The organism is Leptothrix sp. (in: b-proteobacteria) (genome assembly GCF_965250675.1).
Classification (GTDB): domain Bacteria; phylum Pseudomonadota; class Gammaproteobacteria; order Burkholderiales; family Burkholderiaceae_C; genus Sphaerotilus.
This window is the reverse complement of sequence record NZ_CBDFPH010000012.1, coordinates 92,975-117,894: the sequence shown is the minus strand read 5'-3', so window position 1 is coordinate 117,894 and position 24,920 is coordinate 92,975. Positions and strand designations below refer to the sequence as shown.

Here is a 24,920-nt window from a genome sequence, read left to right as displayed (position 1 = left end):
GCTGCCCACTGGGCGCGCCACCGCGCTGCCACCGCACCGTCAACCCCCGAGGCCCGAGCCCATGCCGACGCCACCCAAACCTTTGCAAGCCGCCCTGATGGCCACGCCCGACGACACCGAGGCGCAGTTCTACGAGGCGCTGCAGAGCGCCGACATTGAGCGCCTGATGTCGGTCTGGGCCGACGATGAGGACATCGCCTGCGTCCATCCGGGCGGCCCGCGTCTGGTCGGCTCCCACGCCATCCGCGCCGGTTTCGATGCGCTGTTCGCCAGCGGCAGCGTCGATGCGCGCTGCGCCCAGGTGCGCCGCATCACGCTCGGCAACACCGCCGTGCACCACGTGCTCGAGGAGGTGCGGGTGGCCACCGAGCAAGGCCCGCGCAGCGGCTATGTACTGACCACCAACATCTACCTGAAAACCCCGCTCGGCTGGCGCCTGCTGGTGCATCACGCCAGCCCGGGCACGCCGGCCGAGTTGCAGGAGTTCACCGAGGCTTCGGCCACCTTGCACTGACATGCGCGCTCATTCATCGTCTTCGGCGCTGGCCGATCTGCCGGTCGCGCCGCGCTGGCTGCCCGGCGGCCATGCCCAGACCATCTGGCCCGCGCTTTTCTCCCGCAGCCACATCGGCTCCGCGCCCCGCTGGCGGCGTGAGCGCTGGACCACGCCCGACGGCGACTTCATCGACGCCGACTGGCTGCAGCCTGACACCCCGCCCGAGCCGGCCGCCTTGCCCGCGTCACAGCCGCTGCTGGTGCTGTTCCACGGCCTGGAAGGCTCGTCGCGCAGCCACTACGCGCTGGCGTTCGCCGATTGGGCGCGCCGCCACGGCTGGGCGATGGTGGTGCCGCATTTCCGGGGCTGCTCAGGCAGCATCAACCTGGCGCCGCGCGCCTACCACTCGGGCGATCACACCGAGATCGGCTGGATGCTCGACCAGATCCGCCACCACCACACCGGCCCGCGCGTGGCGGTTGGCGTGTCGATGGGCGGCAACGCGCTGATGTGCTGGGCGCAGGAAGCGGGCGAATCCGCCCTGCAGACCGTCAGTGCCGTGGCGGCGCTGTGCTCGCCGCTGGACCTGGGCGCGGCGGGCCACGCCATCGGCCAGGGCCTGAACGGGCGCATCTACACGCCCATGTTCCTGCGCACCATGAAGCCCAAGGCGCTGACCAAGCTGGCGCAGTTTCCGGGCCTGTTCGACGCCCGGCGCCTGCAGGCCGCCCGCAACCTGCACGAGTTCGACGACGTGTTCACCGCACCGCTGCACGGCTACCGCAATGCCGACGACTACTGGCAGCGCGCCTCGGCCCTGCCGCGCCTGGCCAGCCTGCGCATTCCGGCGCTGCTGGTCAACCCGCGCAATGACCCGTTCGTGCCGGCGGCCAGTTTTGACGGCGTCACCGCGCTGGGGCCGAACGTCACCTGGTGGCGTCCTGCCGACGGCGGCCATGTCGGTTTCGCCACTGGCGGTTTTCCTGGCCACCTGCACGACCTGCCGCGCGCGGTGATGGGCTGGATGCAGCCGCGCATGAGCCTCTGAAGCCGGAGCAATCACCATGGATGACATCGTCAAGGCCGCGCTGCGCAAGTGGCCCCATGTGCCCGATTGCCGTGGCTGGCTCGCGCTCGACGCACGCGGCGACTGGTACATGCGCGACGACCGCGTCCAGGCGCTGGGCGCATTCCCCCACAGCAAAGGCAGTTGCATCCGCCACGACAAGCTGCGCGACTTCATCCAGCGCAACTACGAGGCCGATGCCAGCGGGTGCTGGTACTTCCAGAACGGCCCGCAGCGCGTCTATGTCGAGCTGGAAACCGCGCCGCTGATCCTGGGCGTGCAGCGCATTGCCCAAGGCTGGCAGGTGCGCACGCACTGCGACAGCGTCGTCGCAGCGGTGCGGGATGTGCTGGTCGATGAGGCCGGGCGCCTCTACCTCCACACTGAACAGGGCCTGGGCCTGATGCGCTCGGCCGACATGGACACTGCCGCTGACGCCGTGCTGGCGGGTCTCTGGACGCCGCAAGAAGTGCTCAGCACCGATTTGCCCGCCCGTTTCAGCTTCTGCCTGAGCCCACACGCTGCGCTGGGGCTCTGATTCATCAGACTCGGCCTGAAATGAAAAAAGCCGGCACTGGGCCGGCTTCCTGTTTCGGGCGAGGCGGCTGCTGAAGCCGACCCGCACCTTCGCAAGATTCTTACTTGGACGCTGCTGCGTCTGCCGCTGCAGGCGCCTTGGGTTCTTCGAACTTGCCGCCGGCGTTGTTGGCCATGTAGACCACTGCGCGTGCAATCTCGACGTCGTTGAAGTCCCCACCACCTTGAGCACCCATGGCGCCCTTGCCCTTGAGTGCCGAGTTCACGAGAGCCTCATAGCCGGTCGCAAGGCGAGCCGTCCAGGCGCCAGCTTCGCCAAACTTGGGTGCGCCCGCCAGACCAGCGGTATGGCACGCAGTGCATTGAGCCTTGAAGACTTCTTCGCCGCTCTTGAGCGGGCCACCTTCAAGCTTGATCGCCACCATGCCCACGGGCTGGATGCGAGCGGCCGTGGCTTCGGCGCTCATGCCGTCGCCGCCAGCACCTGTCTTGGTGTCCGAGCCAACGTTCTTGACCAGCAGTACGATCAGGAAGATCGGCACGATGAACGCAAAGACCACCGCAGCGATCAGTTGCTTGGAGGTCTTGATCGGGCCCTCATGGCCTTCTTCGTGGGCGTGTTCGGTATGTTGAGCGTCGCTCATGGGTTCCTCTGACTTAGAAAACGCGGCGTGCGCCTGGCGAAAAACCTGCAGATTATAGAGGCCCGCATGCTGTCGGCGGGCTTGCAAGGCCGCAGATCGCGGCGTGGCTGCTACACTTCGGCGCTTAGCGTCTGTAGCTCAGTGGATAGAGTATTGGCCTCCGAAGCCAAGGGTCGCTGGTTCGATCCCAGCCAGACGCACCACATCAGAAGCCGGAATGCTGTAAAGCATTCCGGCTTTTTCTTTGCTCAGATGCCGGAGTCTTGATGGACTGGAACCAGCAAATCGCCAACAGTGCCCTCTGGCTGGCGCAGGCTTATGTGATCACGCTGATCTCGTTTGCGGCGGTCATGACGGTGCTGGCGCGCACCACGGTCTGGGGTCGGCAGTTCTGGGCGCTCAGCGGCGACTACTTCAGCCCCCGGCGCAGCTGGCGGCCGTTGCTGGGTGTGGCGCTGATCCTGTTCTTCGTGCTGCTCGGCGTGCGCATGAACGTGCTGTTTTCCAACTGGTACAACGGTTTCTACAACAGCCTGCAGGCGCTGGACGCCAAGGCGTTCTGGTTCCACATGAGCCTGTTTGGCCTGCTGGCGGCGCTGCACGTGGTGCGCGCGCTGCTCAACGCCTACATCCGCTCGGCCTTCACGATTCATTGGCGGCTGTGGTTCAACGACCGGCTGGTATCGAGCTGGCTCAATGGCCGAGCCTATTACCTCGGCCGCTTCGCCCAGCCGCAGGTCGACAATCCTGAGCAGCGCATCCAGCAGGACGCCACCAGCCTGGTGGCCGACACGCTCGGCCTGTCGATGGGCCTGGTCGGCGCAGTGGTGTCGATGTATGAGTTCACCGGCATCCTCTGGGGCCTGTCTGCGCCCATGCCGGTGATGGGCGTGGAGGTGCCGCGGGCCATGGTGTTCCTCGTCTACTTCTACGTGCTGACCGCCACCGTGTTTGCGGTCTGGATCGGCCGGCCGCTGATCGCGTTGAACTTCATGAACGAGAAGCTCAGCGCCACCTACCGCTACCTGCTGATGCGGTTGCGCGAGTACGGCGAGAGCATCGCGCTTTACCGGGGCGAAACGGTCGAGCAGAAGAGCCTGCTGACGGGCTTCAACGCCGTGATCGCCAACGCCTGGGCGACGCTGTTCCGGTCGCTCAAGTTCGATGGCTACAACCTCGGCGTCAGCCAGCTGGCGGTGGTGTTCCCCTTCCTGATCCAGGCGCCACGGCTGTTTGCCGGCCAGATCAAGCTCGGCGACGTCATGCAGACCGGTGAGGCCTTCGGCCAGGTGCAGGAATCGCTGTCGTTTTTCCGGAGCTCCTACGACTCGTTTGCCGGCTACCGTGCCGTGCTGGACCGTCTGCACGGCTTTGCGCGCAACGTCGAGGGTGCGCGCGACCTGCACCTGCCGCAGCTGCAGACCCAGCCCGACGCGCTGCGCCTGCAGGACCTGACCGTGCTGCGCCCCGACGGCCGCGCCCTCACGCTTGGCGTCAACCTGCAGCTCGCCCCCGGCCAGGCGCTGCTGATCCGCGGCCCGTCCGGCGCTGGCAAGACCACGCTGCTGCGCACCTTGGCCGGCCTGTGGCCGTACTCCAGCGGCTCGGCCAGCCGCCCGGCTGACGCGCAGTGCCTGTTCCTGTCGCAAAAACCCTATCTGCCGCTGGGCAGCCTGCGCGCCGCGCTGGCCTATCCGGGCGCCACGGTCGATGACGCCAGCGCTGCCCGCATCCTCGACCAGGTCCAGCTTGGCCAGCTTGCCGGCCAGCTCGACGACGAGCGCGACTGGTCCCAGCAACTCTCGCCCGGTGAACAGCAGCGCCTGTCCTTCGGCCGCGTGCTGGCCAACCGCCCGGCACTGGTCTTCCTCGATGAAGCCACCTCCGCCACCGACAGCGGTCTGGAACACAGCCTCTACCAACTCCTGCGCCGCGAACTGCCCGATGCCATGCTGGTCAGCGTCGGCCACCGCGAAACCCTGGCCGCCTTCCACGACCAGGCGCTGACGCTGGATCGGGAGGGCGGGTGGAGCGTGCAGCGCCTCGGCGCTCAGCCGGGCTGATGGGCCTCGCCGGTCTTGAACGGATTGCGCTCCCGCAACTCGTCCACGTAAGCCGCAATCCCGTGCCCTTCCTGCGCCAGGAAGCGCGCCACGGCATCCTCGAAGCCGGGGTGGCTCAATTTGTGGGCTGACCAGGTCTGCACCGGCAACAGGCCGCGCGCCATCTTGTGTTCGCCCTGCGCGCCGCCCTCGAAGCGCTGCCAGCCCTGGGCGATGCACCACTGCAGCGGCTGGTAGTAGCAGGCCTCGAAGTGCAGGCAGTGGATGGGCTCGGTCGCGCCCCAGTAGCGGCCGTAGGCGACGCGGCGTTCGGGGTCGAGTGCGATCAGCGAGGCGGCGACTGCCACGCCTTCGCGCTCTGCGATGAACAGCAGCCAGTGCTCGGGCATGTCGCGGGCCTGGGCGGCGAAGAAATCGCGCGTCAGGTAGGGCTTGTTGCGGTGGGCGAGGTAGGTGAGGGTGTAGCAGCGGTAGAAGAAATCCCAGTCGGCGTCGGTGATTTCGGTGCCGCGCAGCACCTTGAAGGTGACGCCGGCCTCGGCGACGTAGCGGCGCTCCTGGGCGATCTTCTTGCGCTTGTCGCGCTGCAGGCTGCTCAGGAATTCGGGGAAATCGGCGTAAGGCTGCGGCACGTTGTCGACGACGCGGTTATGCCAGTGGAATTGCACCGTGCTGCGCAGCAACCAGCCGGCGTCCAGGGCGCTCTGGCGGTCGGCCTCGGCCATGAACAGCAGGTGGGCGGACGAGACTTTCTGCGTGTGCATCAGCTGCTCGATGGCCTGCAGCAGCAGCGCCCGGCCGGCGTCGCTGCGCGCCAGCAGGCGCGAGCCTGGCACCGGCGTAAAGGGCACGGCACCGAGCAGCTTGGGGTAGTAGGCGAGGCCGTGGCGCTGGTAGGCGTCGGCCCAGGCCCAGTCGAAGACGTATTCGCCGTAGGAGTGCTGCTTGAAATAAAGCACGCAGCCGGCCTCGTAGCCTGAGCCTTCCGGCGCTTCGAGCGTCAGCCACAGCGGCTGCCAGCCGGTCTCGGGCGTGGCGCTGCCGCTGTCGGTCATGGCGGCCAGATAGGCGTGGCGCAGAAAGGGGGTGGGCTCGGGCGAGGCGGCCAGCAGCGCGTCCCAGGCGGCGGCGTTCACGTCGGCGGCGGCTTCGTGCAACTGGACTTGCCATTGGACTTGCCATGAAGGGCCGGATTTGTCGGCGCCATGGGGCTGCTCGCTACTATCCGCATTTCGTGCCGGCGCCGTGCCGGAAATGTCTTCGTCTTGCCTGGCCTGGTTCATGTCCTCTTCGACCCTGGAGTCGCCTGTTTTGTCTTCTGCCACCTGCGACATCGCCCTGCTGCAGATCAATCCCACCGTGGGTGATCTGGCCGGCAACACCGCCCGAATCGTGCAGGCTGCCCGCACGGCGCAAGCCCAAGGTGCGCTGCTGGCGCTGGCGCCGGAGCTGGCGCTGACCGGCTATCCGCCCGAAGACCTGCTGCTGCGCCCGGCGTTCCTGGCCGCTTGCGAGGTGGCGCTGGCCGACTGCGCCGCGCAACTGGCCGATCTGGGCGGTTTCACGCTGGTGCTCGGTCACCCGCGTGCGCTGCCCGATGCCGGCGGCGATGTTCGCACGCGCTCGCATCGCCTGCAGGGCTGCCTGAATGTGGCCTCGGTGCTGCGGGGGGGGCAGGTCATCGCGACCTACGCCAAGCGCGAATTGCCCAACTACCAGGTGTTCGACGAGCGGCGCTACTTCGTCAGCGGCCGCGATGTCGGCCTCGGCCCGGTGGTGTTCGAGGCCGGTGGCGTGCGCTTCGGCATCAACATCTGTGAAGACGCCTGGTTCGAGGAGCCCGGCCAGGCCGCACGGGACGCCGGCGCCGAAGTGCTGCTGGTGCTCAACGCCTCGCCGTTCCACCTCGGCAAGCAGGGTGAGCGCGAGGCCCGCATGGCCGAGCGCGCCCGCGCGCTGGGGCTGCCGCTGGTCTACGCCCATCTGGTGGGCGGGCAGGACGAGGTGGTGTTCGACGGCGCCTCGTTCGCGCTGCAGGCCGATGGCGCCGTGGCCGCCCGCGCGCCGATGTGGGCCGAGCACGTTGCGCTGGTCCACGTGTCGGCGCAGCAGCCGACGCAACGGCAACTGCACGGCGACATTGCCCCGCTGCCGTCGCTGGAAGAGCAGGCCTGGGGCGCGCTGACCACCGGCGTGCGCGACTACCTGGACAAGAACGGTTTTCCGGGCGCGATCATCGGCCTGTCGGGCGGCGTCGATTCGGCGCTGGTGCTGGCGATCGCGGTGGACGCGATCGGCGCCGACCGCGTGCGCTGCGTCATGATGCCCAGCCCGTACACGGCCGAGATCAGCTGGATCGACGCCCGCGACATGGCCACCCGCCTGGGCGTGCGCTACGACGAGCACAGCATCGTGCCGATGTTCGACGCCTTCCGCGCCACGCTGGCCGGTGAATTCGCCGGCCGGGCCGAGGACGCGACCGAAGAAAACATCCAGGCCCGCATTCGCGGCACGCTGCTGATGGCGCTGTCCAACAAGTTCGGCTCCATCGTGCTGACCACCGGCAACAAGAGCGAGATGGCCACCGGCTACTGCACGCTCTATGGCGACATGGCCGGCGGCTTTGCAGTCATCAAGGACGTGGCCAAGACGCTGGTCTACCGGCTGTGCAACTGGCGCAACGAGCAGGGCCGCATGTGCGGCGAGGGCGAGATCATTCCCGAGCGCATCATCATCCGCCCGCCCTCGGCCGAGTTGCGCCCGGACCAGACCGACCAGGACAGCCTGCCGCCCTACGACGTGCTCGACGCCATCCTGGCGCGCTATATGGAAGAGGACCAGAGCCTGGAGGAAATCCTGGCTGCGGGCTTCGAGCGCGCCGACGTGGAGCGCGTCACGCGCCTGATCAAGATCAACGAGTACAAGCGCAGGCAGGCGCCGGTGGGCATCCGCATCACGCACCGCGCGTTCGGGCGGGATTGGCGCTACCCAATTACGTCCAAATTCCGTGCCTGATCGGGTCTTTACAGGGGCGGCGCATGATGCACGCTAATGTCTCGCCTGTTTTTTCTTGAAGAGCCTGTCCCATGCCATTCCGTCTTGATCTGTCTCATGCCGCTGCCGTCTCAGTGGCCCTGCTGTTGGCAGGCTGCGCTCATCAGACGGGCAGCGTCAGTCAGGTGGCGTCTGCCAAGCCGGCAGCCGTGGCCGCTGCCGCCGCAGCGGCTCCGCGCCCCGGCCAGCCGCCTGCGTTCGACAGCGTCATCAAGGAGGCCCGCAAGATCAGCGGCCCGCTCACGGTCTGGCAGAAGGACGACAAGTTCTGGCTCGAACTGGCCGAGAGCGATTTCGGCGTGCCGCTGTTCTTCGCGCCCAAGCTGGTGTCGGGCATCGGCGAGAGTCGGCTCTTCGGCGGCCTGCCCGGCGGCACGTTCGGGCTGTTCAGCAGTGAGCAGCTGGTGGAGTTCCGCCGCGTGCACAACCAGGTGCAGCTGATCGCGCGCAACACCGAATTCAGCGCCCGCGCCAACACGCCCGAGGCGCGTTCGGTGCGCGCCGCCTACTCGCCCAGCCTGCTGGCCAGCACGCCGGTGGCGAGCCTGCCGCACCCGGAGCGCAAGTCGGTGCTGATCGAGGTCAACCCGCTGCTGCTGAGCGATCTGCCCGGCATCGGCGCGCAACTGCAGCGCAGCTACCGCCAGGGCTACGGCTTCGACGCGCGCAACTCGGCCATCCTGAGCGCGCGTGGCCGGGCTGACGAGCTGGTCTTCCAGGTGCAGAGCCATTACGCCACCAGCTCGGTCTCGCTGCCGCAAGGCCCGTCGCTGCCTGGCCAGCCCGCGCCCAGCCTGCCCAACACGCTGCCCGATGTGCGCAGCATGTTCTTCACGCTGCAATATTCCATCACCCGCCTGCCGGCCGAGCCGATGCGCGCCCGCGCGGCCGATGCGCGCCTGGGCCACTTCGTCGTCACGCACAGCGACTTCAGCGACGACCTGGCACGCAACCCGCGCCAGCGCTTCATCTACCGCTGGCGGCTGGAGAAGAAAGATCCGGCGGCCGAGCTGTCCGAGCCGGTCAAGCCCGTCACCTACTGGATCGACCGCAGCGTGCCGCTCAAGTACCGCGCGTCCATCACGGCGGGCATCCTGGAGTGGAACAAGGCTTTCGAGCGCATCGGCTTCAAGGACGCCATCACCGTCAAGGTGCAGCCCGACGACGCCGAGTTCGACACGCTCGACACCCAGTACGCCTCGGTGCGCTGGATGACCAACGCCGGCACCAGCTTCGGCGCCATCGGCCCGACCCAGGTCGACCCGCGCAGCGGCGAGATCCTGGACGCCGACCTCGCCATCGAGAGCCTCAGCTCGCGCGGCCTGCGCACGCTGCGCGGCCAGATCCTCAACACCAGCGGCAGCCACGGCCACAATGCCTCGGCGGCGCAGTCCGCCCAGGCCGGCTGGGCCGAGCTGCTGCAGGCGCGCGACCTGCAGCGCGAGCAGGGTACCGCCCACGCCACCGATCACGCCAGCCATCAGCATGACGCGGACTGCAGCTACGGCGACTTCGCCGCCGAGCAGCTCAGCTACGCCGTCGACCTGCTTGAAGCACGCGGTGAACTCGATGCGGGCAGCCCCGAGGTCGAAGCCTTCGTGCAGGACTACATCAAGGACGTGACCATGCACGAGGTCGGCCACACCCTCGGCCTGCGGCACAACTTCCGCGCCTCGCGGGTCTATACCGAGCAGCAGCTGGCCGACCCGGAGTTCGGCCGCGCCAATGCGCTGAGCGGCTCGGTGATGGAGTACGCGCCGGTCAACCTCGGCCTGCCCGGCGAGCCAACGCCTCAGCCCTTCCAGGGCACGCTCGGGCCGTACGACTACTGGGCGATCGAATACGCCTACAAGCCCATCGCCCCGGCGCTGGAGGCGGCCGAGTTGAAGCGCATCGCCTCGCGCAGCGGCGAGCGCGAGCTGGCGTTTGCGACCGACGAGGACAACTTCCTCGGCATCGACCCCGAGGCGCTGCAGTTCGACCTGGGCGACGACCCGGTCGCCCACGCCCGCAAGCGCATCGACATTGCCCGCGACCTGCTGCAGCGCCTGGAAACGCGCAGCCTGCAGGACGGCGACAGCTACGCCACCCTGCGCCGTGGCGTGGCCTACGCGCTGCGCGACGTGGGCCGCGCCACCGGCCTGCTGGTGCGCCAGATCGGCGGCGTGCGCACGCTGCGCGACCAGCCCGGCACCGGGCGCGACCCGATCCAGCCGGTGCCGGCGGCCGAGCAGCGCGCCGCGCTCGACCTGCTCGCCTCGGGCGTGTTCTCGGCGCAGGGGCTGGGTGTCACGCCGGCGCTGCAACGCCGGCTGGCGCCCGATTACCTTGACCGCAACGATGCGCTCGCCAGCGGTGAATTCCAGGTCGCGACCGATTTTTCGCCCCAGCAGATGCTGTCCGACCTGCAGCGCGCGTTGCTCGGCCAGCTGATGAGCGACGGCGTGGCGCAGCGCCTGCTCGACAGCCAGGCCAAGGTCAGCGCCCCTGACCAGAGCCTGCGCCTGGGCGAGTTGCACCGCCGCCTGGTGCAGGACGTCTGGAGCGAGCTGGACGCGCGCACCGACGTCGACATCGCGCCGCTGCGGCGCGAACTGCAGCGCGAATACGTGCAGCGCCTGAGCGGCCAACTGCTGCGCCCGGCCAGCCTGGGCCGGGTCGACGCACGCAGCCTGCTGCGCCAGCAGGCGCAGGACCTGCTCACCCGGCTGCAAACCGCCCAGCGCCGCCGGGGGCTGTCCGAGGAAGCCCGCGCCCACGTGGTGGACGCCGCGCAAATCCTGACTGAATCGCTCACCGCCAAGGTCGTGCGGCCGGGCGCCTGAGCCGCAGTCGCAGGTTTTGCGTTTATTGCATTGCTGCCGGTTCGAGCGGCTTTTGAGCCACTTTTGACCGGGGTCGAGCGCCTGCATTAGGGGGATGGCCGGGGGCGGGACAGAGGTTCAGAATCAATGTCATGAACTCGTCGCAGAACTCAACCTTGTCCTTCAGCCCCTCGCGCCCGCTGCGGTGGGGATTCGCGGCGCTGATTGCCGCCACGCTGGTGCTGTCGGCCGTGCAGCTCTACAGCCTGCAGGCGCATCGCCTGCAGCTGGAGCCGCAGTTCTGGCTGGCTGCCGGCCTGATGGCTTGTGCTTTCTCACTGGCCTGCCTGGCGGTCTGGGGCGTATCGCACCCGCGTGCGCAGCCCCGTACCGAATCGGCTGAAGACGAGGCGATGAACTCGATGTTCGACCCGCGCGACCACGAGGCCGCCAGCCTGAACAACCCGCTGACCCGTTCATTGAGCCATCCCTTGGGCGGCTCCTCATCAAGCAGCCCGCTGATGTCGGTGCTGGCGCAGGAGCCCCCCGCCGCACCGGCCGTCGCTGCCGTGCCGGTTCCGGCCCCAACCCAGGTCGATTTTGACCTGAGCGCTGCCGCCTCTGCGCTGGCCGCCGACCCGAGTCGCACGCTGGTGCACAGCAAGGTGGTGTTCCATGCGGCGGAAGCCGCGCAGCGCGGCGGCGAGGTGGTGTCCAGGGTGGTCTCCAACATGGAGGACATCGCCAGCTCCAGCCGCAAGATCAACGAGATTCTGTCCACCATCGACAGTATTGCCATGCAGACCAACATCCTGGCGTTGAATGCGGCGGTGCAGTCGGCCCGGGCGCGCCAGGAAGGGCGCGGCTCCGACGACGTGGCCGGCGAAGTGCGCACGCTGGCGCAGCGCGCAGCGAGTGCTGCCAAGGAAATCAAGACGCTGATCCACGCCTCGGTCGAGAAAGTCGAGTCCGGTGACCGCCTGATGCGCGATGCCAGCGCCACCATGGATGCCATGGTGTCGTCGGTGCAGAGCGTGACCGAACTGGTCGGGCAGATTTCCGGTGCCGATGGCGCCAATGGCCTGGCGCTGGCGCAGGTCGACGTGTCGGTACAGCGCCTGGACCACCTGACCCAGCAGCACCTGGGGCTGGTCGAGCAGAGCACCACGGCGGCCGAATCGCTGCGCATGCAGGCCGAGCGGCTGCAGAAGGTGGTGGGCGCCTTCCGCCTGCTGCAGCAGACCCAGGAAGCGGCCTGGGAGGCTCACACCGTGATCCACAGCGTGCGCGCCAGCGCCCGCGCCGACACGCGCCCCGGCAGCCTCGACAAGCACGGCCCGCCCAGCGGCTGGACCAATTTCTAGATCGGCCGGGTGCGCGTTTCCAGCCAGTCGCGCGCTGCGCTGCTGGCGGTGCCGCCCAGATGCGGGCTCAGGCGCCGCAAGACCTCGGCGTGATACGCGTTGAGCCAGGCGCGCTCATCGTCGCGCAGCAGGCTCAGGTCGATGCAGCGGGTGTCGATCGGGCACAGCGTCAGCGTCTCGAACTGCAGGAAGTCGCCGAACTCGTCGGTCACGTCCGACGGCACGTTCAGCACCAGGTTCTCGATCCGCACGCCCCAGCGGCCAGGCCGGTACAGGCCGGGTTCGATCGAGGTGATCATGCCCGGCTGCATCGCCATGTCGGCGTTCGGGATGGTGGGCGAGATGCTCTGCGGCCCCTCGTGCACGTTCAGGAAATAGCCCACGCCGTGGCCGGTGCCGTGGCCGTAGTTCAGGCCGGCCTCCCACAGCGGTGCGCGGGCGATGGCGTCGAGCATCGGTGACAGCGTGCCCTGCGGATAGCGTGTGCGGCTCAGCGCGATCGTGCCCTTGAGCACGCGGGTGTAGTCGGCCTTCTGCTGCGCCGTGGGCGTGCCGATCGGCCAGACCCGCGTGATGTCGGTGGTGCCGCCCAGGTACTGCGCACCGGAGTCGATCAGCAGCAGGCCTTGCGCCACCAGTCCGGTAGCAGTCGATATTTGCGCGTGCGATTCGGGCGTGGCGCGGTAGTGCGGCATGGCGCCGTTGGCGTTGAAGCCGGCGATGGTCGGGAAGCTCAAGCTGACGAAATCGGCCTGCTTCTCGCGCTCGGCCGTCAGCCACTCGTCCACTGTCAGCTCGCTGATCTGCTCATGGCCCAGCGCGGCCTCGAAGCGGGCGTAGAACGCGCACATCGCCGCGCCATCGCGCTCCATCGCTTCACGCACGAAGGCAGCCTCGGCGGCGGTCTTGCGGCTCTTGGCCAGCGTGCTCGGGTTGATGGCTTCCACCACCTTCACCGCCGCCGGTACCGCCTGGCGCAGGCCGAGCGTGATGCGCTTGGGGTCGACCAGCAGCACGGCGCTGGCGGGCAAGGCGGCCAGCGCGGCGCGGGCGGCTTCATAGGGCGCGACCGCGACGCCGTCCTCGGCCAGCCGCGTCTGCAAATCAGCGTCGATCTTGCTGGCGCCGACAAACAGCGTCGCGCCTTGCACGTCGATCAGCAGGTGCGCCAGAAACACCGGGTTGTAGTCGACGTCCGCGCCGCGCAGGTTGGTGATCCAGGCGATGTCGTCCACCGTCGACACCAGGTGGTGGCTGGCACCGGCGCGGGCCATGGCGGCGCGCACGGCGGTCAGCTTGTCGGCGCGCGGCGTGGGCGCCTGCGGTGCCACGTGCTCATAGACCGGTGCGGCGGGCAGGGCAGGGCGGTCGGGCCAGGCGGCACCGATCAGGTCGATGTCCGTGCGCAGTTTCAGGCCGCTCGCGCTCAGGCCTTCGTCCAGCGCCTTGGCAGACGCCAGGCCCAGCACCGCGCCATCCACCGCCACCGTGTCGCCCGCCTTCAGCTGCGCGGCCAGCCACTCGATGTGCGCGGGCGCCACCGCACTGGCGATCTTCACCAGTTCGACACCGCTGCCGGCCAGCTCGGCCTCGGCCTGGGTCCAGTAGCGGCTGTCGGCAAACACCGCCGCCCGCGTCAGCCCGACCACCAGCGTGCCCATCGAGCCGGTGAAGCCCGAAAACCGCACCCGGCCCTGCCAGTGCTCGGGCAGGTATTCCGACAAGTGCGGATCGCTGGAGGGCACCAGCACGGCGGCAATCTGCTGCTGCGCCATGGCCTGGCGCAGCGCGGCCAAGTGCGTCGGAACGGCGGTGTTGGAGGGCATGCAGGTATCCGTGATGAGTTCAATTTCAATGAAAACCAGAGTAACTCAAGCGAGTTTTGAGCCGTTCATGCATCGGCATTGAGCCCATGGTTTTATGGCTGAAAGATTGTCCTCAAGTTATGAGGTGGCGTGCCGATGAAAAAAACATGACGTCACCGAAATATCGATTTGCACGTCACTGAAGCAGAAAGGTACTGCTTCATAAGCACGTTGTTCAGTCGCCTGTTTCAGGGATCGAAAACGCGACCGCATCTGAAAATTTCCGACGTTGTATCAGACAAAAACAGACGTTACCCATCGCTTGGAAAGTTCCTTCATGACACGTGCCGCTGCCTTGCCCCTTGCTCTCTTACTGGGAGCGTCCCCCATGTTGTCGGCGTGGGCTCAGCAGCAGCCTGATGCGGGCAGTTTGTCGAGGGAGGTCGAGCGCCGTGCCCCTGTCCTGCCTGTGCCCAGCGCGCCGTTGCTGATCGAGCCGGCCGTGACTGCGCCGGCCGTGCCCAAGGTCGTGGTGCGGGTCAACGAGTTCGTCCTGACCGGTGTGACCCTGATGGCCGAGAGCGATTTGCAGGCTGTCCTGCTGCCGTTCAAGGGCAGGGATCTGTCGTTCACGGAGCTTCAAAAGGCGGCGGATGCCGTCGCGCAGGCCTACCGCCGACAAGGTTATCTGGTGCGGGCGGGGCTGCCGGAGCAGGATCTGTCGTCCGGCCGCCTGATGATCGCCGTCGTGGAGGGTCGACTCAGCGAGTTGCGTGTCGACGCGGGCGGGGCGACGCTTCGCCTGCGCGAAGACACCGTTCGCCGCTTTCTGCTGTCGCGTCAGAAGCTGGGCGATGCGATCCGGGCGGATGACCTGCAGCGCGGCATCAGCCTGCTCAACGACCAGCCGGGCATCAAGGCCGACTTGCTGCTGGAGCCGGGGCGCCGCGAGGGCGAATCGCTCGCTGTCGTGCGTGTGCGGGATGAGCCGCTGCTGAGCGGCACCGTTCAGATGGACAACACTGGTGTGCTCACCACAGGCAGCCAGCGCGCGCAGGCGTTCCTCAACCTCGACGATCCGCTCGGCATGGGCGACCAGTTGGGTCTGGGTGTGCTCAAGACCTCCCATTCAGACTACGGCCGCCTGGCGTACAGCCTGCCCGTGGGCGGGCAGGGCTTGCGCGTGGGGGTGTCGATCTCGCGGTTGAACTACGACTACACGGCCAGTGGCTCGCAGTTTGCCGGCACCGCCGACATCACCTCGCTGACGATGGGCTATCCGCTGCTGCGAGGCGTGGAGACCAACATCAACGTTGTCGCCTCGGTGGACGACAAGCACTTCCAGAACACGATCGCCAGCGTGGAGATCAACAACAAGCAGGCCCGGGTCGCGACGCTTGGCCTCAGCGCGGATCGCAATGATGCCCTGGGTGGCGGTGGGGTATTGCTTGGCGGACTCCACTGGAGCCGGGGCGACTTGAATCTGGAGCGTAATTCCTCGGACTTCGGTGCCGACCAGACGGGAGCGCAGCGCCAGGGCAGCTTCGACAAGTTTCAGTTCAATCTGGCACGCCTGCAGCAGATCAGCGTCCGTCACACGGCCTGGCTGGCCGTGAGTGGCCAGGCCGCAGGCAAGAATCTGGATTCGTCGGAAAAATTCAGTCTGGGCGGTGTCTCGGGTGTGCGCGCCTACCCCTCGGGGGAGGCCAGCGGTGACGATGGCTGGCTGATGACTGCCGAATGGCGCTACCAGCTCAATCCCGCCGTGCAACTCAGCGGTTTCTATGACCGCGGTGGCATCAAGCGCGATCACACGCGCTATGCCGGAACCCTAGACCCCAATTCCGTCGTCCTCAGCGGCGCAGGTGTGGGCGTGAAGTCGTTGCTCGGCTACGGCGTCTCGATCAGTGCGAGTGCAGCCTGGCGCATCGGTGACAACCCCTTGCGCGACGCCGCCGGGAAGGACAGCGATGGAAGCCATCGCAGCCCGCGCGTTTGGCTGTCCGTCAGCAAGACCCTTTGACGATGGCTGACACGACGTCCGGCACGCCGCCGGAGTTGTGTCGCCGCGCCCGTATTCCCCTTCCGGCACCTGCTGGACATCGTGTGTGGAGCAAAAAATGAACAACGGCCCTGGATCCCTGAATCGCATCTATCGTCTTGTGTGGAATGAGGCCTGTGGCGGCTTTGTCGCCGTCGCGGAAAACGCCAATGCACGCGGCAAGCGGGCGTCGGCCCGAACGGCCGGCGCGCTGATCTCCAGCGCCCTGCTGGTGGGGGCTGCCATGGCGGCAGGTCCGCAGGCGCCGCCCGTGAATGCGTTGCCGGTCGGCGGCCAGGTGGCAGCGGGTCAGGTGCAGATCGACCAGAGCGGCAACCGCATGAACATCAGCCAGGCCAGCGCCCGGGCCGTTCTGAACTGGGACAGCTTCAATATCGGGGCTTCGGCGCAGGTGCGTTTCCAGCAACCGAACGCCAGCGCCGTTGCGCTCAACCGGGTGACGTCGGCGGATCCGACGGCGATTTTCGGCCAGCTCTCCGCCAATGGCCAGGTGATGCTGATCAACCCGAACGGCATCGCCTTCGGTGCCAGTGCGCGGGTGGATGCAGCAGGGATCGCCGCCAGTACGCTGAAACTCAGCGATGCCGACTTCCTGGCCGGTCGCTACCGCTTCACCCGCGACGGCAGCACCGCCAGCGTGGTCAACCAGGGCGAGATTCGCGCGGCCGATGGTGGCTATGTGGCACTGCTGGCGCCTGAAGTGCGCAACGAAGGTGTCTTGCAGGCCCGTCTGGGCACGGTGGCGCTGGCTGCGGGTGATGCAGTCACGTTCGACCTGTCGGGCAACAGCCTGCTGGGCGTGCGGGTTGACCCTGCCAGCGTGGCGACGCTGGTGGAAAACCGCCAGCTGATCGAGGCCGAGGGCGGCCAGGTGCTGCTCTCCGCAGGTGCCGCGCAGCGTCTTGCCGAACAGGCGATTGCCGGCGGCGCCGGTGCCACGACGCTGATCAGCGACAACGGCGTAATGCGCCTGGTGTCGGCCGGTGGCGAGATCAAGGCCGGCAGCGGCCGCGTCAGTCTCGAAGGGCGCGTGGTCGATGTGTCGGGCACCGTCACTGCCAGTGGCGTGCACGGCGGCCAGATCGATGTCAGCGCGGATGCGCTGCTGCAATCGGGGGCGCTGCATGCAGAAGGCCAGGCCGGCCAAGGAGGCCGCATCGGCGTGAGCGCCACCGAGGTCGTGCAGACCGCGTTCGCGACCCTGTCGGCCGACGGCAGTGCCGGTGGCGGCATCGTGCGTGTCGAGGGAGCCCGCACGGGGGCGCTCGGTGAATCCGCTGGCCGCATTTACACGTCGGCCACCTTCAGTGCCCGGGGCACCGGCACGGGCGCGGTCGGCGGTCAGATCGATCTCTCGGCCGACAGCGTGCAGTTGCGCGCAGCGACGCTCAACGCGGATGGCCGCACCGGCGGGGGTCGGGTGCGCGTGGGCGGCGGCTTCCAGGGCAAGGAGGGTGATCTCGCCAATGCGCTGGACGTGGGTATCAACGCCAGCACCGTGCTGCGCGCCGATGCGGTCGACAGCGGCAACGGCGGCCAGGTGGTGGTGTGGAGCGATGGAACGACAGCCTTTGCCGGGCGCATCGCTGCCCGCGGCGGCGATGCGGGGGGTGATGGCGGCCAGGCTGAAGTCTCAGGCCGCCAGGGCTTGGCTTTTGCGGGGTCTGCCGACTTGTCGGCGGCCCACGGCGGCAAGGGCAGCCTGCTGCTCGATCCACGCGACATCGTGATCGACGACGCTGGTGCCACCATCGCTTCGCTCTCGCTCGACAACCCGAACGCAGGCACGCAGGCCGGTTTCGGCAGCGGCGTCAGCACGTTGGGCAATGGCAACGTCGTCATCACTGCGCCGACGGCCAGCACTGCAGGCGTCAGCCGTACGGGTGCCGTCTATCTGTACAACAGCCGCACCGGCGCCCTGCTGGGTCAACTGCGCGGCAGCCACGCCAATGACCAGGTCGGCAACGGCGGCATCACGGTACTGGACAACCAGAACTATCTGGTCAAGAGCACTGAGTGGGACCCGATCACGGCCACCGCCACGACGGTCGACTCCGTCACCACTTACAGCGGGGGTGCGACTTACTACAGTGGCAACTCCGGCTACTACCGGCTCAACTCCAATGTCAACGGCGCTGCGGGCGCCATCACCTGGCAGAGCGGCACCGGCAGCAACGGCGGCGCGGCGGCTGTGGTGGACGCATCCAACAGTCTGGTGGGCGACAAGACCACCAACGACCGGGCGGCCAACGCAGCGCAGACCCTGCTGTCCAACGGCAACGTGGTGTTCAGCAACGCCGGCTGGAACAACGGCCGCGGCGCCGTGACCTGGATGAATGCTGCCACCGGCCAGCTGGGCGATGGCAGCGGCGGCGGGGTGATTTCAGCCGCCAATAGCCTGGTCGGCACGACACCGATCCGCGCCACTGCGCTGCAGGAAGGTGGCGTCTGGATCACCGGCGTGGACAGCGCCGCCCTGACCCTGCACACCTACATCGCCGGTGCCAAGGGAGGCACCAGCGACACACCCAACGTGATGGGTCCGGGTGACGAGATCGGCCGCAGCGGCGTGACCGTGCTGGCCGGCGGCGGCTACGTCGTGGCCAGTCCGCTGTGGACCAACAACGCGCAGGCTTATGTCGGCGCAGTCACCCATGGGGACGCCAACGGCACGGTGGGTGCGGTCTCGACGGGCAACAGCCTGTATGGCAGCAGTGCGTTCGACTTCGTCGGCAGCCTGGGCGTGAAGACCGTGGGCGCAACCGACGTCAACGGCTTGCGCAGCAACTACGTGGTGATGAGTCCCTACTTCGGCTCAGGTGGCCAGTTCCTGTCCACCACGGCCACCGGTGCGGTCACCTGGGTCGACGGCACCACGGGCTTCCTGCAGGGTGGGAGTTCCGCGAGTGACGCCATCGACAGCAGCAACAGCCTGATCGGCAACGCCAGCGACCGGCTGGGCAGCGCGAGTTCGGGAACGACGTGGTTCTACACCCGCAGCAGCGACAGCTGGGTCCCCTACAACGGCGGCGGGGGCTACTACAACAGCATCAGCCAGACCCCTTCGTCTCCCCGCAGCTATGCCACACAGCAAGGTGTGACGGTTCTGGACGATGGCAACTATCTCGTCACCAGCACCACCACGGGCGGCGGCAAGGGCTCGGTCACGTTTGGCGGCGGCAGCGCCGGCAGCACGGGTACGCTCGGCAGCAGCAACAGCCTCATCGGCAGCGGCACGGGCGATTCGATTGGCTCGGGCGGAATCCTCCAACTCTCCGGGGGGCGTTATGTCGTGAATTCGCCGAACTGGGATGGTGACGGCGCCACGGATGCCGGTGCCGTGACCTGGGGCAGCGCCACGGGCATCGTCGGCGTGCTTTCGGCCGCGAACAGCCTGGTGGGCAGTACCGCGTATGACCGGGTCGGCAGCGGTGGCGTGATCGGCGTTGGCGCGAAGGATGCCAATGGCCGCTTTGACAACGCGCTGGTGCTCAGCCCGTATTGGGGCAGCGGCAGCGCCCTCAGCACAACCGGCAAGGGCGCCGTGAGCTGGATCAACGGCGTGACCGGCCAGCTTGCCGACAGCAGCGGCGGCGGCAGCGTGGCTGCTGTCAACAGCCTGGTGGGCGGCAGCAGCGGCGACTATGTCGGCAGCTTCCACGCGTCCGACAGCCGCAACGGCGGCTACACCAGCACGGGCGTCTACACATCGGCCGCCGCCTGGAGCGCCAACCTGACCGCCACGGTGGATGTGCTGGCCAACGGCAATTTCCTGGTGCGCAGTCCGAGTTGGTCCGACGGCAAGGGTGCTGCCACCTGGGGCAGTGGCACCGCAGGCGCCGTCGGCGTCGTCAGTGCCGATAACAGCTTGGTTGGCAGCACCAGCGACGTCTATGCACCGCAGTCTGGCACCGCCACGCCCGCTGGTGACCAGACGGGCCGCACCTTTGACACGGTGACGCGCACGATGACCGCGACCGGCGATCACGTCGGTCTGCAGGCCAGGAGCTTGAGCAATGGCAATGTGGTCGTCGCCAGCCCGTTCTGGAGCGATGGCCGTGGGGCGGTGACGCTGGTCGGTGGCCCCACCGGCGAAGTGGTCTCGGCCAGCAACAGCCTGGTGGGAAGCACCCCCGACACCTACACGCTCGACAACAGCGGGGGGCGCATTGCGGTGGCGAGCTCCGGTGATCACATCGGCATCAACCTGTACAACCCCACCAACTACGTCGTGCCGGTGATCTCGAGCCTGCAGGGCAACAGCAGCACCGTCGTGACCACCTCGATGCTGCTGGCGCCGTATCAGCTCGGCTACCTCAACCCCGTCACCTACAGCTGGAACGACCCCAGCTACAACCCGACAAGCAGCTATCACTACCGTCCCGTCACCACGGGCAGCAACAGTAGTTTCAGCGGGTTCCCCAGTCTGACCATTGATGAACTGGCCAACGGCAACGTGCTGGTGCGCAGTCCGATGTGGAACAACGGGTCGGCCACCCGCGCGGGCGCCGTGACCTGGCTCAATGGCAGCACGGGCGCACTCGGCACCGGCAGCGTCGGTGGCACGGTGTCCACGGCCAACAGCCTGGTGGGCAGCCACACCGACGACAAAGCAGGCCTCAACGCGCCCCTGCTGCTGGGCAATGGCAACGCGGTCCTCGGCAACAGCGGCTGGAACGTCAACCGCGGCGCGGTGTCCTGGATCAACGGTGCCACCGGCCAGCTCTCTGATGGCTCCCTGGGCGGCACCGTCAGTGAGGCCAACAGCCTCGTGGGCTCTGTGGCTGACAGCATCACCACGCTGACGGGCTATCACCTGGTCGACGGCAGTTACGTCTACGGTGACTACCAGGGGCCCGACGGCAAGGGCGACCGTGTCGGCTCGGGTCTGACCCTGCTTTCCGATGACGATGTCGTGGTCAGTTCATCCGGTTGGGGCAAGACCGGCACCAATTCTGCCGCCAAGGGGGCCGTCAGCTGGATCAGCGGCGCGACCGGCCAGCTCGTGGACACGCAGGCCGGGGGCGTGGTCAGCGCAGCCAACTCGCTGGTGGGCAGCCAGGGGGGTGATCAGATCGGCAGCCAGGGCGTGACGGCGCTGGCCAATGGCCGCTACGTCGTCAACAGCCCGAACTGGAGCAATGGCGCGATTTCCTACGCCGGGGCTGTCACCTGGGGTGACACGGGCGGCGTGTCCGGCCTGGTCTCCAGCAGCAACAGCCTGGTTGGCACGCACACCTACGACATGGTCGGCTCCAACGGCATCACGCTGCTGCGCGATGCCAATGCCACCTACACCAACTACCTGGTGCAAAGTTACATGTGGAATGGCTATGCCGGCCAGGTCACCTGGGTGGATGGCAGCACGGGCCATGCCTACGGCGAGACCGGGACCGGTGCCACCGTTTCAGCCGCTAACAGCCTGGTTGGCACACAACGTGCCAGTGGCTATATCGGTCTGGAGGTGACCGCCCTGTCGATCGGTGACGTGACCACCGGCGACGCACTCATCAACAGCAACTACTGGTCGGACTGCGGTCTGACGGGCGCCATCACCCTGATGCCCGGCGCCACCGGCCTGGCTGGCGAGGTGGGCTGGCGCAACAGCCTGCTGGGCCTGCAGGGCTCGGCTTCCTCCAACGGGGGCTATGCCTACCTGCAGTACCAGGTGCTGCCCTATGCCGCCAGTGCGGAAGAGAAGGTCAGCAACCGCGTGATGGTCTGGACCGGCGGCGGCAACTCGCGCGCCGCCGTGCTGTCGGTGGTCGATGAAACGGCGGCCCAGCCGCTGGGCACGCTGGGGCATTCCAGTCTCAGCCTGGCGGCGGGCGACAACGCGAACTGGTCAACCGCAGGCTTCGCAGCCGATGCGGCGGGCTTCGCCTCGCTGGGCGGCAGCAACGGCACGGTCGGCTTCTCGGCCTTCAGCGGCGGCAACCTCGTCATCACGCCCACGCTGATCACCAGCATGCTCAATGCAGGTACGGACGTCACGCTGCAAGCCAGCAACGACATCACCGTGGCCAAGGCCGTGGTGGCCAACAACCCGAACGGCAATGGTGGCGATCTCACGCTGCAGGCTGGGCGTGCCATTCACGTCAATGCCGATGTGGTCACCGACAACGGCCAGTTCACCGCCACGGCCAACATGTCCACCGACGATGGCGTGGTCGTTGCCGATTGCGGCACCTGCACGGCCGAGATCACGATGAAGGACGGCGTGAAGATCGACGCCGGCAGCGGCAACGTCCGCCTGACCGTGAAAACGGGCAGCAACAGCGGCGACATCGTGCTGGGCAGCGTGTTCGGTCACAGTGTTCAGATCGTCGACGAGATTGGCAGCATCCGCACCAATACCGCCACGGCCGTGGACCTGAAGTCCGATGCCGCGCCCGGTAGCGAACTGCTGCTGCGTGCCCGCGAGCAGGTGGTGCTGGGCAACGACACGGTGTCACAGGCAGTGGCCATCGACGCGGCCAGCATCACGCTCGAAGCCCGGGGCTACGACAACGCCGGCAGCGTGCAACTGACCACCGGTGTCGCCCTGAGCGGTAAAACGCTTGCAGTGCGTGCCCTCGACGCCACGGTGCGCACCCAGATCGGGGACTCCAGCGCCGGCAGCGCCATGAACTCCGGCAACGGCGATTTCTGGCTCACCGATGCCAACGTGGGCCGCGTGTTCAGCCAGGCCAGCGGGTTTGACAGCATCACCTTCGGCCGGGCTGACCAGATGGGTGTCACTGACTTCCGGGGCGCCGACCTGAGCCAGGCTGCGTCCTCATCGATCGCCGTGAAGGGCGGGGCCGGTGGCCTGCTGCTGTCCGGCAGCACCACGCTCGCCGCGGGCAAGACCCTGACGCTTGCAGACACCGGCGGCAGTATCGCCACGGTCGGAAGCTTCAGCGTCAGCAACCCGGCCCAGGGCGCCAGCGCGCTGGCGCTGCGTGCCGACGGTGTCATCACGCTGGCCAACGCCACGCTCGACCTGACGGGCGCGACCCTGTCGATCGAGACCGGCTCCAGCACGCCGATGACGCTGGACGGCGCCACCACGCTGACGGCCGACGCGCTGCGTCTGAAGGGGGTGAATGCTCAGTTCGACCTCACGGCTGCCGCGGTGCAGGTCGGTACGCTGGCCGCCGACGTGCGTTCGCTGCAACTCGTCAACGCGGGTGGACTCACGGTCGGTTCGGTGGGTGACGTCCAGGGTGTCACCACCCAAGATGGCGTCCTGCTCGAAGCCCGTGGCAACAGCGCTGATCTGGCCCTTGATGCTGCCGTGAACAACACCAGCGGCGACACGGTGCTGGCAGCCGGTCGCCACTTCCTCAACCGGACGGCGTTCGACACCGGCATCAACCCCGGCAGCGGTCGCTTCATGGTCTATTCGAGCAATCCGGTGGATTCGCTCGAAGGCGTCACGGTCTCGGCCAAGCGCTACAACCAGACGTACACGCCCGGCAGCGCGCCGGCGTATGCGGCCGGTGGCAGCTGGTTCCTCTACAGCGTGGCGCCCACGCTGACGGTGGGCGCCGGCAATGCCTCGGCGATGTACGGCACCAGCGACGCCAACAGCGCCGTACCGTCCTTCGGTGGCTTCATCGATGGCGATACCTTGCAGACAATCGGTCTCACCGGCAACCTGCCCGCGCTGAACATTGCGGCCGGCGCGACCAGCGGTGCGGGGTACCGCGCGGTCGGCACTTATGCCACCAGCCTCGCTGGCGACCCGTCGGCCTTGGCAAGCAGCCTGGGCTACCGCTTCGTGACGGGCGCCGCCACCGGCACCTACACCGTGACCCAGCGTGATCTGACGCCCGGCGGCACGCAGGTCTATGACGGCACCACCCGCGTGGCCGCCAGCCAGTTGACGTCGCTGGGCGCCTTGAGCGGCGATGCGGTGCAACTCACCGGTGAAGGCGGCCGCGACCGCAATGTCGGCAGCAACAAGACCGTGACGCTGGACACCCTGGCGCTGAGCGGGGCCGATGCGGCCAACTACCGCCTGGCAGGCGCCACGGTCACCGTGACGCCGCGTACCCTGACCGTGACAGCCGACAACCAGCACAAGGTCTATGGCGATGCCGATCCGACCCTGGGCTTCCAGGTGGGCGGACTGGGTCTGGCCAGTGGCGACAACCAGGCGGCGGCACTCAGCGGCGCGCTGGTCACGACCACCGGCGCTGCGGCGACGGCGGGCAACCATGCCATCACGCAGGGCAGCCTGCTGGCGTCGGCCAACTACCAGATCGGCACCTTCAATGACGGTACGTTGAGCGTCGACAAGGCCGTGCTGACCGTGACGGCCGGTGACCGGAGCAAAGTCGTTGGCGCAGCCACCCCCGCTCTCGGCTACACGGTCAACACGGCCCAGCTGAAGTACGACGACACCGCCAGTGTCGTCAGTGGCGCCACCCTGGCCACAGCGGAGGGTGCGCTGGCTACGGCTGGTACACACGCGATCACCGTGCGCGGCAGCACGGCTGCCAACTATGAGGTGACCGAGGTTGACGGCACGCTCACCGTCAACTCGAACGGCTTGCGGGCCGAGAACCTGGTGACGCTGATCTCTGCCGCACCAGCGACGACGGTCTTTGTCCCGCCCAGCAGCACTGCGGCCAATGTGGCGGCCGTCAGCAGCACGCTGCAGCCAGGCCAGGTTACGGTGGTGGCCGGTGGTCTGCAACTGTCGACGCCCGTGCTGCCGAATGGCGTTATCAATGCGCCGCTCCAGGCTGCGATGCCCTTGCTCACGCAAAGCGCCGTGCCGGGTCAGGCCATGTTGTTCACCTTGCCGGCCGGCACCTTCATCCAAGGCACCAGCATGGCGAAGGTCAGTCTGGAAGCGCAATTGGCCGACGGTCTTCCTCTGCCCGCCTGGCTGGTGTTCGATGCCAAGACCGGTCAGCTTGCCGGCACCCCGCCGGCCGGCTTCTCAGGCAAGGTGATGGTGCAGATCCGAGCTGTTGACGCCAGCGGGGCGCAGGTCACCACGATGGTGGAGGTCGACGTCAGCAGTCGCTGA

General features: G+C 67.7%; 12 protein-coding genes and 1 tRNA gene. 10 read left to right on the top strand and 3 right to left on the bottom strand.

Annotation, left to right across the window (positions count from 1 at the left end; genetic code table 11):
• Positions 1-61: 61 nt before the first annotated feature.
• The 3 genes from AC5IG3_RS18035 to AC5IG3_RS18025 are packed head-to-tail and all read left to right on the top strand — an operon-like array spanning position 62 to position 2,100.
• Positions 62-514 carry a YybH family protein gene (locus tag AC5IG3_RS18035; protein ID WP_491907680.1) on the top strand — a complete coding sequence of 151 codons (453 nt, stop codon included), beginning with the start codon at positions 62-64 and terminating at the stop codon, positions 512-514.
• A gap of 1 nt (position 515) precedes the next feature.
• On the top strand, positions 516-1,544 hold the full coding sequence (locus tag AC5IG3_RS18030) for a YheT family hydrolase (RefSeq protein WP_491907679.1): 1,029 nt from the start codon (positions 516-518) through the stop codon (positions 1,542-1,544).
• Between the two features lie 16 nt (positions 1,545-1,560).
• The gene (locus AC5IG3_RS18025) at positions 1,561-2,100 is read left to right on the top strand and encodes a DUF2946 family protein (RefSeq protein WP_491907678.1); all 540 of its coding nucleotides are present in this window, start codon (positions 1,561-1,563) and stop codon (positions 2,098-2,100) included.
• Positions 2,101-2,200: 100 nt separating this feature from the next.
• Here AC5IG3_RS18025 and AC5IG3_RS18020 read toward each other — a convergent pair whose 3' ends face one another.
• Positions 2,201-2,743: a c-type cytochrome gene (locus AC5IG3_RS18020; protein ID WP_491907677.1), complete on the bottom strand. Its 543-nt coding sequence runs from the start codon at positions 2,741-2,743 to the stop codon at positions 2,201-2,203.
• Positions 2,744-2,870: 127 nt separating this feature from the next.
• Between AC5IG3_RS18020 and AC5IG3_RS18015 the strand changes: the two genes are divergently transcribed.
• Together AC5IG3_RS18015 and AC5IG3_RS18010 are read left to right on the top strand one after the other, a co-directional pair.
• Positions 2,871-2,946, top strand: a tRNA-Arg gene (locus AC5IG3_RS18015).
• Positions 2,947-3,009: 63 nt separating this feature from the next.
• Complete coding sequence (locus AC5IG3_RS18010; protein ID WP_491907676.1) at positions 3,010-4,806, top strand: ABC transporter ATP-binding protein/permease; 1,797 nt, start codon at positions 3,010-3,012, stop codon at positions 4,804-4,806.
• Here the strand turns inward: AC5IG3_RS18010 and AC5IG3_RS18005 are convergent.
• A complete protein-coding gene (locus tag AC5IG3_RS18005) occupies positions 4,794-6,089 on the bottom strand; it encodes a GNAT family N-acetyltransferase (RefSeq protein ID WP_491907675.1) in 1,296 nt (431 codons plus the stop codon). The two genes, AC5IG3_RS18010 and AC5IG3_RS18005, sit on opposite strands and share 13 nt — an antisense overlap.
• On the opposite strand from AC5IG3_RS18005, the gene AC5IG3_RS18000 reads away from it, so the two are divergent.
• The 3 genes from AC5IG3_RS18000 to AC5IG3_RS17990 all read left to right on the top strand — a co-directional run bounded on the left by AC5IG3_RS18000 (position 6,088) and on the right by AC5IG3_RS17990 (position 12,028).
• On the top strand, positions 6,088-7,821 hold the full coding sequence (locus AC5IG3_RS18000) for an NAD+ synthase (RefSeq protein WP_491907674.1): 1,734 nt from the start codon (positions 6,088-6,090) through the stop codon (positions 7,819-7,821). The two genes, AC5IG3_RS18005 and AC5IG3_RS18000, sit on opposite strands and share 2 nt — an antisense overlap.
• Positions 7,822-7,892: 71 nt before the next feature.
• Positions 7,893-10,685 carry a zinc-dependent metalloprotease gene (locus AC5IG3_RS17995; protein WP_491907673.1) on the top strand — a complete coding sequence of 931 codons (2,793 nt, stop codon included), beginning with the start codon at positions 7,893-7,895 and terminating at the stop codon, positions 10,683-10,685.
• A gap of 131 nt (positions 10,686-10,816) precedes the next feature.
• Positions 10,817-12,028 carry a methyl-accepting chemotaxis protein gene (locus tag AC5IG3_RS17990; protein ID WP_491907672.1) on the top strand — a complete coding sequence of 404 codons (1,212 nt, stop codon included), beginning with the start codon at positions 10,817-10,819 and terminating at the stop codon, positions 12,026-12,028.
• Here the strand turns inward: AC5IG3_RS17990 and AC5IG3_RS17985 are convergent.
• Positions 12,025-13,854, bottom strand: a complete 1,830-nt coding sequence (locus tag AC5IG3_RS17985; protein WP_491907671.1) for a M24 family metallopeptidase — start codon at positions 13,852-13,854, stop codon at positions 12,025-12,027. The two genes, AC5IG3_RS17990 and AC5IG3_RS17985, sit on opposite strands and share 4 nt — an antisense overlap.
• 367 nt (positions 13,855-14,221) lie before the next feature.
• Between AC5IG3_RS17985 and AC5IG3_RS17980 the strand changes: the two genes are divergently transcribed.
• Positions 14,222-15,856 (top strand): ShlB/FhaC/HecB family hemolysin secretion/activation protein, encoded by a 1,635-nt coding sequence (locus AC5IG3_RS17980; RefSeq protein WP_491907670.1) that lies wholly within the window; start codon positions 14,222-14,224, stop codon positions 15,854-15,856.
• A 97-nt stretch (positions 15,857-15,953) separates the two neighbouring features.
• On the top strand, positions 15,954-24,920 hold the full coding sequence (locus tag AC5IG3_RS17975; protein ID WP_491907669.1) for a two-partner secretion domain-containing protein: 8,967 nt from the start codon (positions 15,954-15,956) through the stop codon (positions 24,918-24,920).

Coding starts and splice junctions, on each gene's coding strand:
- AC5IG3_RS18030 (WP_491907679.1), top strand. CDS start 516: ATGCGCGCTCATTCATCGTCTTCGGCGCTGGCCGATCTGCCGGTCGCG.
- AC5IG3_RS18020 (WP_491907677.1), bottom strand. CDS start 2,743: ATGAGCGACGCTCAACATACCGAACACGCCCACGAAGAAGGCCATGAG.
- AC5IG3_RS18005 (WP_491907675.1), bottom strand. CDS start 6,089: ATGAACCAGGCCAGGCAAGACGAAGACATTTCCGGCACGGCGCCGGCA.
- AC5IG3_RS17995 (WP_491907673.1), top strand. CDS start 7,893: ATGCCATTCCGTCTTGATCTGTCTCATGCCGCTGCCGTCTCAGTGGCC.
- AC5IG3_RS17980 (WP_491907670.1), top strand. CDS start 14,222: ATGTTGTCGGCGTGGGCTCAGCAGCAGCCTGATGCGGGCAGTTTGTCG.
- AC5IG3_RS18010 (WP_491907676.1), top strand. CDS start 3,010: ATGGACTGGAACCAGCAAATCGCCAACAGTGCCCTCTGGCTGGCGCAG.
- AC5IG3_RS18035 (WP_491907680.1), top strand. CDS start 62: ATGCCGACGCCACCCAAACCTTTGCAAGCCGCCCTGATGGCCACGCCC.
- AC5IG3_RS17985 (WP_491907671.1), bottom strand. CDS start 13,854: ATGCCCTCCAACACCGCCGTTCCGACGCACTTGGCCGCGCTGCGCCAG.
- AC5IG3_RS17990 (WP_491907672.1), top strand. CDS start 10,817: ATGAACTCGTCGCAGAACTCAACCTTGTCCTTCAGCCCCTCGCGCCCG.
- AC5IG3_RS17975 (WP_491907669.1), top strand. CDS start 15,954: ATGAACAACGGCCCTGGATCCCTGAATCGCATCTATCGTCTTGTGTGG.
- AC5IG3_RS18000 (WP_491907674.1), top strand. CDS start 6,088: ATGTCCTCTTCGACCCTGGAGTCGCCTGTTTTGTCTTCTGCCACCTGC.
- AC5IG3_RS18025 (WP_491907678.1), top strand. CDS start 1,561: ATGGATGACATCGTCAAGGCCGCGCTGCGCAAGTGGCCCCATGTGCCC.